12 protein-coding genes are annotated in these 12,138 nt (G+C 61.7%); 4 read left to right on the forward strand and 8 right to left on the reverse strand.

Translation table 11 applies throughout. The features are described from left to right. Nucleotides 1–25: 25 nt before the first annotated feature. From yejK to BLT85_RS11840, 3 genes are all read left to right on the forward strand, one after another. Nucleotides 26–1,033, forward strand: a complete 1,008-nt coding sequence (yejK, locus tag BLT85_RS11830; protein WP_093394996.1) for a nucleoid-associated protein YejK — start codon at nucleotides 26–28, stop codon at nucleotides 1,031–1,033. Nucleotides 1,034–1,157: 124 nt separating this feature from the next. Next, nucleotides 1,158–2,153: an SDR family oxidoreductase gene (locus tag BLT85_RS11835; RefSeq protein ID WP_093394999.1), complete on the forward strand. Its 996-nt coding sequence runs from the start codon at nucleotides 1,158–1,160 to the stop codon at nucleotides 2,151–2,153. Nucleotides 2,154–2,170: 17 nt separating this feature from the next. Next, the gene (locus tag BLT85_RS11840) at nucleotides 2,171–3,970 is read left to right on the forward strand and encodes a glycoside hydrolase family 15 protein (RefSeq protein WP_093395002.1); all 1,800 of its coding nucleotides are present in this window, start codon (nucleotides 2,171–2,173) and stop codon (nucleotides 3,968–3,970) included. Between the two features lie 80 nt (nucleotides 3,971–4,050). Here the strand turns inward: BLT85_RS11840 and BLT85_RS11845 are convergent, their stop codons facing one another. The 7 genes from BLT85_RS11845 to BLT85_RS11875 form a co-directional block, all read right to left on the reverse strand. Further along, complete coding sequence (locus tag BLT85_RS11845) at nucleotides 4,051–5,412, reverse strand: erythromycin esterase family protein (protein ID WP_093395005.1); 1,362 nt, start codon at nucleotides 5,410–5,412, stop codon at nucleotides 4,051–4,053. Continuing rightward, nucleotides 5,409–6,059, reverse strand: a complete 651-nt coding sequence (locus BLT85_RS11850) for a phosphoribosyltransferase (RefSeq protein ID WP_093395008.1) — start codon at nucleotides 6,057–6,059, stop codon at nucleotides 5,409–5,411. The genes BLT85_RS11845 and BLT85_RS11850 overlap by 4 nt, the downstream gene beginning before the upstream one ends. Nucleotides 6,060–6,155: 96 nt before the next feature. Beyond that, nucleotides 6,156–6,917 carry an ABC transporter permease gene (locus tag BLT85_RS11855; RefSeq protein WP_093395011.1) on the reverse strand — a complete coding sequence of 254 codons (762 nt, stop codon included), beginning with the start codon at nucleotides 6,915–6,917 and terminating at the stop codon, nucleotides 6,156–6,158. Further along, nucleotides 6,914–7,867: an ABC transporter ATP-binding protein gene (locus BLT85_RS11860; RefSeq protein WP_093395014.1), complete on the reverse strand. Its 954-nt coding sequence runs from the start codon at nucleotides 7,865–7,867 to the stop codon at nucleotides 6,914–6,916. Before BLT85_RS11860 ends, BLT85_RS11855 begins: the two co-directional genes overlap by 4 nt. 57 nt (nucleotides 7,868–7,924) lie before the next feature. Continuing rightward, nucleotides 7,925–8,674, reverse strand: coding sequence for a TerC family protein (locus tag BLT85_RS11865; RefSeq protein ID WP_093395017.1), 750 nt, complete (start codon nucleotides 8,672–8,674; stop codon nucleotides 7,925–7,927). 121 nt (nucleotides 8,675–8,795) lie between these two features. Next, nucleotides 8,796–9,731 (reverse strand): glutathione S-transferase family protein, encoded by a 936-nt coding sequence (locus tag BLT85_RS11870; RefSeq protein ID WP_093395020.1) that lies wholly within the window; start codon nucleotides 9,729–9,731, stop codon nucleotides 8,796–8,798. Beyond that, nucleotides 9,724–10,101 (reverse strand): GIY-YIG nuclease family protein, encoded by a 378-nt coding sequence (locus BLT85_RS11875; protein WP_093395023.1) that lies wholly within the window; start codon nucleotides 10,099–10,101, stop codon nucleotides 9,724–9,726. Before BLT85_RS11875 ends, BLT85_RS11870 begins: the two co-directional genes overlap by 8 nt. Nucleotides 10,102–10,134: 33 nt before the next feature. Between BLT85_RS11875 and BLT85_RS11880 the strand changes: the two genes are divergently transcribed. Then, the gene (locus tag BLT85_RS11880) at nucleotides 10,135–10,617 is read left to right on the forward strand and encodes an asparaginase domain-containing protein (protein ID WP_093395026.1); all 483 of its coding nucleotides are present in this window, start codon (nucleotides 10,135–10,137) and stop codon (nucleotides 10,615–10,617) included. Nucleotides 10,618–10,691: 74 nt separating this feature from the next. On the opposite strand, the gene tldD is transcribed toward BLT85_RS11880, so the two are convergent. Beyond that, nucleotides 10,692–12,134 carry a metalloprotease TldD gene (tldD, locus tag BLT85_RS11885; RefSeq protein ID WP_093395029.1) on the reverse strand — a complete coding sequence of 481 codons (1,443 nt, stop codon included), beginning with the start codon at nucleotides 12,132–12,134 and terminating at the stop codon, nucleotides 10,692–10,694. Between the last annotated feature and the right edge of the window lie 4 nt (nucleotides 12,135–12,138).

Raw genomic sequence — 12,138 nt, forward strand, 5'->3', positions numbered from 1 at the left:
GAATACGGTTTCCCAAGAGTCTGCCATGCCCATCGATAACAGCATCGTTCATCAGATCCACAAGAAGCCCGACGGCCAACCGGCCAGCCTGACCCTGCGCGACGCCGAGCTAGCCAGCTCCGAGGCGCTCGAACAGCTGCTCGCGGGGCTGATCGAGGCTTATAACAGCAAGCCGAACAAGGCCTGGGGTTACTTCCATGAAGAGAGCGGTGCCTACCCATTCAGCGGCTGGCTGCAGCAACTGCTTGATGAAGACATCGACTTCGTGCGCTTCTCGACCCAGGCCACCGAGCACCTGAAGACCTTGATGGAAGGCTCGAACCTTGCGCTCGGCGGCCATGTATTGTTCATCCGCTATCGCCAGGGCATGACGCCCTTTCTGGTTATCGCCCTACTCCACCATACCGAAGGCGTCACTGTCACCGACGATCTGAACGTGGCTGCCGCGCGTCATCTGGATCTTTCCAGTCTGAACATGGCGGCACGCATCAACCTGGCCGAGTGGAAACAGAACGCAACGTCGAAGCAGTACATCTCGTTCATCCGCGGGCGCAGCGGCAAGCGGGTGTCTGACTACTTCCGCGATTTCATCGGCTGCGTCGAAGGCGCCAATCCGGAAGAGGAAACCACTACTCTGCTGCAAGCATTCCAGGACTATGTTGGTGAGGCGGACATGGAGCCGGCCAGCATCAAGGACAAGACCAAAGCCATGAGCGGCTACGTCAGCAGCCAGGCACGCCAGGGCGAGCAAGTTGCGCTGGAAGAGCTCTCTGGCGTGATCGACGAAGAACAACCGCGCGCCTTCTACGAGTACATCCGCAACAAGGATTACGGTCTGTCACCGGAGATTCCGCCGGACAAGCGCACCCTGAACAACTTCATGCGCTTCTATGGTAAGGCTGATGGCCTGTCGATCAGCTTCGAGGCGCACCTGCTGGGCGAGCGCGTCGAGTATGACGAAGGAGAGGACTCGCTGGTCATTCGCCACCCCCCCAAGGGTCTCATCCAGCAATTGCAGAAGAAGCGCCGCTAGGAACCATCCGCCAGCTACCGAGGTCCTCCGGGGAGCCGTATCGTTCGATTCGCTCCCGGAGGATCTGCATGAGACACGCCCCATCGCTAAAGCCTGCTTCGCACTCCACCACCGGAGGTGACGCATGAGCAGTCTCGAGCACGCGGGAAAAGTGGTTGTGGTAACCGGCGCTTCAGCGGGGGTCGGCCGGGCAACGGCAGTGGAATTCGCTCGCCAGGGTGCCACGGTAGCGATCCTCGCACGTGGCCAAGCAGGCCTCGAAGGAGCACGCCAGGAAATCGAGATGGCTGGCGGGCGGGCCTGGGTGAGGACGCTGGATGTAGCCGATGCCCAGGCGGTCCAGGCGGCTGCTGACGCCATTGAGGCTGAAGTCGGCCCAATCGATGTGTGGGTCAACAACGCTATGGTCACGGTGCTTTCTCCGGTCGCGGAGATGACCGCCGATGAGTATCGGCGGGTTACTGAAGTGACGTATCTCGGGCAGGTGCATGGCACGCTGGCCGCACTGAAACACATGCGACCACGCAACCGGGGCACCATCGTCCAGGTGGGCTCGGCGCTGGCTTATCGCGCCATCCCCCTGCAATCGGCTTATTGCGCTGCCAAATTCGCCTGCCGAGGTTTCACTGATTCGCTGCGTGTCGAACTCATGCATGAGAACAGCGATATTCACGTCACCACCGTGCACCTGTCTGCGTTCAATACGCCCCAGTTCGATTGGGCCAGAACCCGTCTGCCCAACCGCGCCCAACCGGTTCCACCAATCTTTCAGCCCGAAGTGGCCGCAAAAGGTATCGCCTGGGCCAGTAACCAGCGGCGCCGTGAGGTGTGCGTCGGCTTCCCCGCGGTCAAGACGATCTGGGGGAACAAGTTCGTGCCGTGGGTGGCAGACAAGGTGCTGGAAACCGACGGTTACGACGGCCAGCAGACTGACACACCGCGACCGGACCGTCAGGATAATCTGTTTCAGCCGGTCAACCGGGACATGGGCAGCCATGGTCGGTTCGATCAGCAGGCCAAACCCAGCAGCACCCAGCTCTGGGCGACCATGCATCGCCGCACCCTGGCCGCCGCAGCCCTGTTCCCTGTGTTGCTGATCTGGGCCTTGAACAGCCGTTGAGCGAACTGGAGAAGGCAATGCCCCAGGCGATCCGCGATCATGCCCTGATAGGCGATCTTCGCTGTGCCGCGCTGGTTGCGAAAGACGGCTGCATCGACTGGTTCTGCGCGCCGCGCTTCGACTCCCCTGCCTGTTTCACCGCTTTGCTGGGAGAGCCGAAGCACGGATGCTGGCAGCTGGGCCCGGTCGACGAGGTCGTCGAAGTCGATCGTCGTTACATTGCCGACACCCTCGTGCTGCAAACGGAAATGGGCACGGCCGCAGGTCGCATACGGATCACCGATCTCATGCCCCTGGGGGGCGACATAGGGATCCTGCGCCTGGTCGACGGGCTCGCCGGTGAAGTGGACGTGCGCAGTGTATGTACTCCCTCCTTTCACTTCGGATCATGCACTACGGAGCCGACCGTCATCGAGGACGGGGTCATGGTCGCGAATGAAGATCAGCGGCTTATTCTACGAAGCGATTGCAGCCTGGAGATCGACGGCCCCAGCATCGTTTCGCAGTTTCGCCTCAAAGAAGGCGAGAGACGGCAATTCTTTCTGTGCCACGCGAGCGCCCATGACGAGCCGGCGCTGAATCCGGAGGCACAGCCGGCGCTGGATGGGTGTGTCGACTGGTGGCGCGACTGGGTAAGCCAGTGCTCATACCAAGGCCGCTGGCGCGACGCCGTGGTGCGTTCGCTGATTACGCTCAAGGCGCTGACTCACGCTCCATCCGGCGGGATTGTTGCTGCGCCGACGACCTCGCTTCCGGAGGCGCCGGGCGGCACCGCAAACTGGGATTACCGCTTCTGCTGGATCCGCGATACGGTTCTCGCGCTGGACGTATTTTTGGACTCGAACTATCTCGGCGAGGCGCAGGCCTGGAGGGACTGGTTGTTGCAGCTGATGGAGCGTACCCGCGGCGAGATCAGGGTTCTATATGACGTAGCCGGGCAAGACACCCCCGCCGAGTCCGAGCTGGACTGGCTTCCTGGCTACGGTGGCGCCCGGCCTGTACGCGCCGGGAACGCTGCCAGCGAACAGCACCAGCTGGATGTATTCGGGCAACTCATGGACCTTCTGCACAGCGGTCGGCGCAGCGGCATGCAGACGCGAGCCGACACCTGGGCCCGCCAGTGTGAACTGATCGACCGGGTGCTACGCAGCTGGCGGGAGCCCGACGAAGGAATCTGGGAATTACGCGGTGAGCCAAGACACTATACCCATTCGCGGGTCTACGCCTGGGTCGCGCTGGACCGCTCTATCCGCGACGCCGAAGCCTTCGGCCTGCCTGCTCCGCTGGAGGACTGGTATGCAGCGCGCGATGCGATTCATCACGACGTCTGCACGCGCGGCATCGATCCCACACGCGGCGCATTCAAGCAGTCCTATGAAGAGGCGATCCCCGACGCAAGCCTGGTGATGATCCCGTTGTTGGGCTTTCTCCCGGTAGATGACGAGCGCGTCCAGGCTACGCTGAAGTGGGTGCGAGAGGAGCTGTGCAACGGTGCTCTGGTTTACCGATTTCCGGCCCGCCAGGGCTACGACGGGCCGGAAGGCGCTTTCCTCGCCTGTTCCTTTTGGCTGATCGATACCATGTTGCTGGAGAAGCGCGACGCGGAAGCTGAAGCGTTGTTCGAGCGCGTGCTGCAGCTGCGCAATGACGTCGGCCTGCTAGCCGAGGAATATCATCCGGAACATGGCATGCTCGGCAATTTCCCGCAGGCCTTGTCGCATCTCGCGCTGGTGAAAACGGCGTACTTCATCGACGCCTGCACCCAGGCCCACCGGGGCGGCAGGCCGGAGCGGTTCAGCTACAAGCCGATGCTGTAGCCATCCGGAAACAGGATTCGCCCGTTAAATGAAGTGCGCCGGGCGCGATCGCAGTCTCGCCGCCCGGACGCTTGGGCCTGTCACAGACCGCTGGGGTAGGTTTCGGCTGGTTCCTGATCGAGTTCGCCGGACGGGTCCGTCAATGATTGGAGCGCGACCGTCCAATCGAAATGCACCATGAAGTCGTACTGGCGGGGCAACGAACTTCTGAAGTAGTGACTCTGGCGTTCCGTCTCGGGCCGGTAGATAACGCCTATTGCCCGCTGCAGGCGCGGCTCGGCGAGCAGCTCAGTCATCTCGTTCTGCTGCCGGAGGTCAAGCAGGAAGCTGTCGGCGTCCACTTGTTGGAAGATTCGCTCGTAGCTGTCTGCCAGCGGCGTTCGCACACGCTTGAGCTCGGCCGGAGAGTCCCAGTCCGAGGCGGCTGTCACCTCGCCTTCCGCAGTAGAAAAACCGACCAGCAAGGCCTTGTCGCCATAATGTTCACGAGCAAGTTGGCCTATATTGAGCTCACCACGCCGCCCCATATCGGTCGCGGAGGCATCACCGATATGCGAGTTGTGCGCCCACACCACTACCGGCGCATCCCGTCCCAACTGATGCGAAAGGTGCGAACGCAGCGCCTGCAATGTCTCGAACATGTGCCCGTCGCGCAGGTTCCAGGTGTTCTGCCCACCGCTGAAGGCTGCGCGATAATATTCTTCGGCGTTGCGCACCAGTCTTGCGTTCTGCTCCGCAGCGAACTGTTCTTCACCCGCGACCATGCCCAGCCTGAGCAATCGGCGCTGCGACTGGTTCTGCAGTTCCATGACCTGCTCGGTAATATCTTTCTCGCAGGATTCACTCAAACCGAATGCGACGGACTGGCCGTAGAAATGCGGCTCGCCAAAAAACTCGTGCAAGCAGGCGTAACGTTCACGGGCACGCTTCGCTGCCGCCGGGTCCGCCTTGTCCAGATACTTGATCACTGCGTTCGCAGAACTGCCCATGCTGTAAAGATCGAGCCCGTAAAAACCAACAGGACGTTCTTCCTTCTGTTGCCGGGTTTGCGATGCGTTGTACTCGCCCAGCCACTCAAGGAAATCTCGTACTTCGGTATTGGCCCACATCCAGCGTGGGAAGCGCTTGAACACATCCAGGACCTGGCTTGCACCCCGCCCCTCTTCGCGTCCCCATACGTACCGATTCAGAGCGTAGGCTTCCGGCCAGTCAGCTTCGACCGCGACTCCGGCAAAGCCAAGCTCCTCGATCAAACGCCGGGTAATCTGCGCTCGGTGACGATAGAAATCCTGGGTCCCATGCGACGCCTCACCGATCAGAACCACCTGCTTGCCCCGCGCAGCCTCGATGATGGCGTCGAAGTCGCTCGGCTCATCACGCAGGGTCGTTGCCTGCTTATCAATCGCAGCGATCAGTCGGGCATCGGTGTTCTGTGCACTCATGCCGTCACTCCGTGCTGGTGGGTAGCAAGCAGCTCAATGACCTCGGCATCCGACGTCTGGCTGAAGTCGTCATACCACAGCCCCACGCCACGCAGCGGCGACATGCGATGCGGGCATACAACCTGATCGACACGCGTATCGAAGCGCTCGCAACTTTCTGCTGCGCCCACCGGAACCGCGACCACGATACGCGCCGCTCCATTCTGTTCAAGGGCACACACAGCAACGCGCATGGTTGCGCCGGTGGCGAGACCGTCATCGACCAGGATCACGGTTTTGCCCGTAACCACCGGCTGGCCCCTGTCGCCGCGATAAAGCCGCTCCCGCCGCGCCAGCTCCGCCGTCTCGCGTTCGATGACCATGTCGATTTCTTCGGAGGTCAGGCGCAGCTCGTCGATCACGTCGTGATTGAAGAAGCAGTGGCCGCCCTGCGCCAGGGCGCCCATCGCATACTCTTCCTGGCCCGGTACGCCGAGCTTGCGGACCAACAGCAGATCGAGCGGCAGATCGAGCGCCTCGGCAACCTCGGCGGCAACCGGGACACCCCCGCGTGGCAACGCGAGGATCAAGGTATTGTCTTGGCCGGCGTAATCGTTCAACGCCGCGGCGAGGACCTCGCCTGCATGGGTTCGATTATTGAACAGCATGGTGGCACCCTAGAAAGTGGTTATCTCAACCACAGACAGGCGCCGCGGCCAGCTGTTCAATGCCAGCAGAAAATTGTCGTCGGGTAGCGCTTACCCCTACGGCTTGAGCTTGTAGCCGGTGCGGAATATCCACCAGACGCCAGCCAGGCAAACCGCCAGAAACATTGCGGTCATCCCGACGCTCACCGCTACGTGAACATCAGCCATGCCATAGAAACTCCAGCGGAATCCGTTGATCAGGTACACCACCGGATTGAACAGCGTTACGGTCTGCCAGACCGGCGGAAGCATGCTGATCGAATAGAAGCTGCCGCCGAGAAAGGCCAAGGGCGTAACGATCATCAGCGGGATGATCTGCAGCTTCTCGAAGCCGTCTGCCCATACCCCAATGATGAAACCGAACAGACTGAAGGTCACTGCAGTCAGGACCAGGAAGGAGAACATCCATATCGGATGCTCGATATGGTAGTCGACGAACAACCGGGCGGTCAGCAGTATGAGCAGCCCGAGGATGACCGACTTGGTGGCTGCGGCGCCGACGTAGCCGACGACGATTTCAATCGGCGACACGGGCGCCGAAAGCACCTCATAGATGGTGCCGGTGAACTTGGGCATGTAGATGCCGAACGAGGCGTTGGATATGCTCTCGTTGAGCAGCATGAGCATGATCAGGCCAGGGATGATGAAAGCCCCGTAGCTGACCCCGCCGATTTCCTCCATGCGTCCGCCGATCGCGGCGCCGAAGACGATGAAATACAGGGACGTGGAAATGACCGGGGAGGCGACGCTCTGGAACAGGGTGCGCCACATCCGCGATAGCTCCGAGAGATAGATCGCGCGGACTCCGTACAGGTTCATTGCGGCGCCTCCGCCGAGTCGGCTCCGCGCCCACGCCCATGCACCAGGCTGACGAAGATGTCCTCCAGCGAGCTCTGACTGGAATGCAGATCCTTGAATTCGATGCCGTGCTGGTCCAGCCGCCGCAGCAGCTCGGCAACACCGTTCTGCTCCTGCTCACCGAAGGAGTACACCAGCGCATGGCCATTCTCGCTCAGCTGCACCGGCAGGCCTCCAAGCCATTCCGGCAGGGCTGCGAGTGGCTGCTGCAGATGCACCGTCAGTTGTCGGGTCCCCAGTTTGCGCATCAGCGTCGCCTTCTCTTCCACCAGCACCAGCTCGCCACCGGTGATCACCCCAATGCGATCAGCCATTTCTTCGGCCTCCTCGATATAGTGCGTGGTAAGGATGATGGTCACGCCACTGTCGCGCAGCTTTCTGACCATTTCCCACATGTCGCGACGCAGCGCGACGTCCACGCCTGCCGTCGGCTCGTCGAGAAAGAGCACCGCCGGCTCGTGTGAAAGCGCCTTGGCGATCAGTACTCGTCGCTTCATGCCGCCGGAGAGGTTCATGATCCGCTCGTCGCGCTTGTCCCACAGCGAGAGGTCACGCAGGGTCTGTTCGACGAGCGGCTTGTTCGGCGGCTTGCCGAACAGTCCACGGCTGAGATTCACCGTCGCCCATACCGTGTCGAACATGTTGTTGGTCAGCTCCTGCGGAACCAGTCCGATCAACGACCGCGCTCGTCGGTAGTCGCGCTGAATGTCGTGCCCATCCACCCGCACCTCGCCGCCGGTGGGATTGACGATACCGCAGACGATACTGATCAGCGTCGTTTTCCCTGCGCCGTTTGGGCCAAGCAGGGCGAAGATTTCGCCCCGATTGATGGTCAGATCCACACCCTTGAGGGCGGAAAATCCCGATTGATAGGTTTTTGTCAGCCCGCGGATGCGGATGATGGGTTCCACAGACTCTCCTTGACGACTAGCTCGAGCCCCTCCCGGAGCCAGAGCTAGTCCGTTCTATTACTTCTCTGCAATATCCCGGTTGAGCCGGATGGGCTCGGCCTTGCGGCCACGCCGCACGCGAATGTTGAGCAACTCGACAGCCACCGAGAATGCCATGGCAAAGTAAACGTAGCCCTTGGGTACGTGCACGTCGAAGCCTTCCGCAACCAGCGTGAAGCCGATCAGGATCAGGAACGATAGCGCCAGCATCTTGATGGTCGGGTGCCGGTCGACGAAATCACCGATGGGCTTGGCCGCAAACAGCATGACGATGACAGCACCGACGATCGCAATGACCATGACCGAGATGTGCTCGACCAGGCCCACGGCGGTGATGACCGAGTCCAGCGAGAAAACGATGTCGAGCAGACCGATCTGAATGACTGTGGAATAGAAGCCGTAGCCGGCTACTGAGCCGTTTTCGGAATGTTCAGCCTCCAGGCTGCCGTGGATTTCGTGCGTCGACTTGGCCAGCAGGAACAATCCGCCGACTATCAGAACCACGTCGCGGCCGGATATTTCCTCGCCGAATATGGTGAACCAGGGCTCCACCAGCCCGATGATCCAGGCCAGACTGAACAGCAGCGCCAGGCGCGAAACCAGTGCGAAGCCGATACCCAGGCGGCGCGCCGTGTCCCGCTGCGATTCCGGCAAGCGACCGACGAGGATGGATATGAAAATGATGTTGTCGATGCCCAGTACGATTTCCAGCGCCAGTAACGTCGCCAGCGCGACCCAGGCTTCCGGAAGAAAGATCCACTCAAACATGTCATGTCACTCGGAATAAAAGGTAGGCTGACCCGGCGATCGCTTCGCCGGGTGCCGCAGTACACTACTCCAGCGGTCGCAGTTGCGACAGCCGCCTCGTGCAAATGTTCGAGTGGCCTACTCAGGCGGCGTCGATACGGAAGCCGTAGCGTGGGAAATGCACGTGCACCCGGCCGGCTCGCTCGTCGTCGCGGGCAATGATGATTTCCTCCTGATCCTCGTACACCCATTCGCCCTTCACAGGATCGGTGCCGTAGTCGACAGCGCTGACGGTGACCGCGCTGCCCTTGCTGAAACCACCGGGGCTGACGAAAGAGGTCTCGCGCAGAGGCTCCGGCGTGGCTGCGCGGGCAACTTCGATCGCCTCGGCAGCATCCATCTTGGTCGATACGCCATGGCCGATGTCGCCGATCCGCTTCATCCAGCCGCGTATCGCCTCATAGCCATCCAGAGCCGCGCTGACTGCCTGGTTGTTGGCGACGAACCATAGCGGGTGGTAATGCGCGAAGTCCGCCACGCTGGGCGAGCCGCCGAGCAGAAACTCCCCGTTACGCTGCAGCTGGGTTTCCAGACGGCCCATCAGAGCGGGCCATTGAGACAGGGCCACGGCGGTATCCAGGCGGCTGGCGGTCCCACCGGCGAACAATTGCTGGCGGTCGGCAACGAAGCCCTTGATCACGTCTTCCGGCATGCCGGCAAAACGCGCGGCCAGACCTTTGGGCTGAAAGTTGAGCGCCACGCCGTGCTGAAACAACACCTGATCGGCGAACTGCGCCAGTTCCGACGCGACGGCCTCGCAACCCTCCGGAAACAGTGCGGGCGTCACCTTGGCCTGTTCCAGACGCCGCGCCATCAACGCCGTGTCGCAGAAGATGTCCGCTCCGATCTGCATCACTGGCGTGCGCCGGTAGCCGCCGGTCAATGCAGTGAGATCGGGCTTGGGCATCACTGGCGGGATCATCACCGAGTGCCAGTTCAGACCCTTGAAACCAAGCATCAGGCGGGCTTTTTCAGCAAACGGGGATTGCGGATAGTGGTGCAGGATGAAATCAGCCATCGTGGTTCTCCTTGGACGATGCAAGCAGCTTAGCCTCTGCCGCCGGCGGAGCAACCCCGTTCGCAGCGATTGATGACTGTCCATCGAGCCGGGTGATCAGCTTTTCCTTTGCCGCCCTCGACAATGCCTTGATCTCGCGTTCGCGGCGCAGCGCATGGGAGTGATCATCGCAGCGGTCGTGCCATACCAGCGCCGCGGCCGGGCTGCGATTGAAAAAGCGCGCGCCGCGACCGCGTCGATGTTGCTCGAAGCGTCGCTGGGGATCGGTACTGATGCCGGTGTACAGGTGACCGTTTTCTGCACGCACCATGTAAACCCACCAGAGTCGGTCCGACGATTCGGGGCTGCGCTGCGGAGAGGGTGCGGGCATAATCGGGCAATTCCCTGCCTGGCGGAGGTGGCAATGTTTATACAGATTTTCAGCGTCGGCGGCACCATCGACAAGGTCTACTTCGATGCCCTGAGCGAGTTCCAGATCGGCGAACCGATGGCAGACGAGCTGCTCCGGCAAGGCCGTGTCGGCTTCAAGTACCACGTCGAGTCGCTGCTGAGGAAGGATAGCCTGGAGCTGACCGATGACGACCGCGACCTAATCCGCGACCGGGTAGCCGCCTGCACCGCTGATCACATTCTGATCACCCACGGGACCGATACCATGACGGTCACCGCAGCGGCACTGGCCGACGTCCAGGAAAAGGTCATCGTGCTCACTGGCGCCATGCAACCAGCCCGATTTCGCGATACCGATGCCCTGTTCAACCTTGGGCTGGCGATCGGCGCCCTGAACTGCTGCCAACCGGGTGTATGGATTGCCATGAGCGGGCGTGTCTTCGCCGCGGATGGCGTACGCAAGAATCGCCTCGCGGGCCGGTTCGAGGCGCACTAGCTCCAGCTACAAGCTGATCGCGGCCTCAAACAGGCTACTGCTCTGCGCGGCGCTTGAAGCTGCGGGACGGGCCTTCAGCCCGTTCCGCCTACGGTCAGTTGATCGATCTTCAGCGTCGGCTGACCCACGCCCACCGGGACCGACTGACCGTCCTTACCGCACGTGCCGACGCCGCTATCCAGCGCCAGATCGTTACCCACCATCGACACGCGGTTCATCGCCTCCGGACCGTTGCCGATGAGGGTCGCGCCTTTTACCGGAGCGGTGATCCTGCCGTCTTCGATCAGGTAGGCCTCGCTGGTGGAAAACACGAACTTGCCGCTGGTGATGTCCACCTGCCCGCCACCGAGGTTGGCGCAGTAGATCCCCTTCTTCACCGAGGCAATGATCTCCTGCGGATCGCTTTCGCCGGCAAGCATGTAGGTGTTGGTCATGCGCGGCATCGGCAAGTGTGCATAGGACTCGCGACGGCCGTTGCCGGTGGCGGGAACGCCCATAAGCCTAGCGTTCAGCTTGTCCTGAATGTAGCCCTTGAGAATTCCGTTTTCGATCAGCGTCGTGCAGTTGGTCGGCGTACCTTCGTCGTCCACGGTAAGCGAACCGCGGCGCTGCGGCAGCGTGCCGTCATCGACGATGGTACACAGACTGGAGGCGACCTTTTCGCCCACCCGACCGCTATAGGCCGAACTGCCCTTGCGGTTGAAGTCACCTTCCAGGCCATGCCCGACGGCTTCGTGCAGCAGCACGCCGGACCAGCCCGACCCCATCACTACCGGCATGCTGCCGGCCGGTGCGGCGATGGCATCGAGATTGACCGTAGCCTGGCGTACCGCCTCGCGCGCATAGCCCATGGCGCGATCTTCGGCCTCGAAGAAGCGATAGTCGGTGCGTCCACCGCCGCCGGCACTGCCGCGTTCGCGACGGCCGTTGTGCTCGATGATGACGCTGATATTGAGCCGCACCAGCGGACGAATATCGCCCGCCCAGGTGCCATCGCTGGCAGCCACCAGCATGCTGTCGTGAACCCCGCCGAGGCTGATGGTGACCTGGCTGATACGCGGGTCGAGGCTGCGCGTGTAGCCGTCCAGCCGCTGCAGAAACGCAACCTTCTCCGACTGCGCCATGACCGCCAGAGGATTCTCCGCAGCATAGAGGGCGGTGCTTTGCGGTCGATGCCAGGCCTGCAGGCGGCCGGTCTGGCCGGCCCGGGCGATCGAGCGCGCCGCGTCGACTGCCTGGGTCAGCGCCGGAAGGCGAATCTCGTTACTGTACGCGAACCCGGTCTTTTCACCGGAGTGCGCGCGTACCCCAACGCCCTGATCGACATTGAAACTGCCATCCTTGACGATGCCATCCTCGAGCACCCAGGACTCGCTGATCTGGTGCTGGAAATACAGATCGGCTGCATCGACGCCGGGCGCAGCGACCAGTTGGCCGAGTACGCCAGCCACAGTGTCCTGGCTCAGCTCGGCGGGCATCAATAGACGTGTTTCGACTTGCGCTAGCATATTGCTCATATGT

The organism is Halopseudomonas xinjiangensis (genome assembly GCF_900104945.1).
Taxonomy (GTDB): domain Bacteria; phylum Pseudomonadota; class Gammaproteobacteria; order Pseudomonadales; family Pseudomonadaceae; genus Halopseudomonas; species Halopseudomonas xinjiangensis.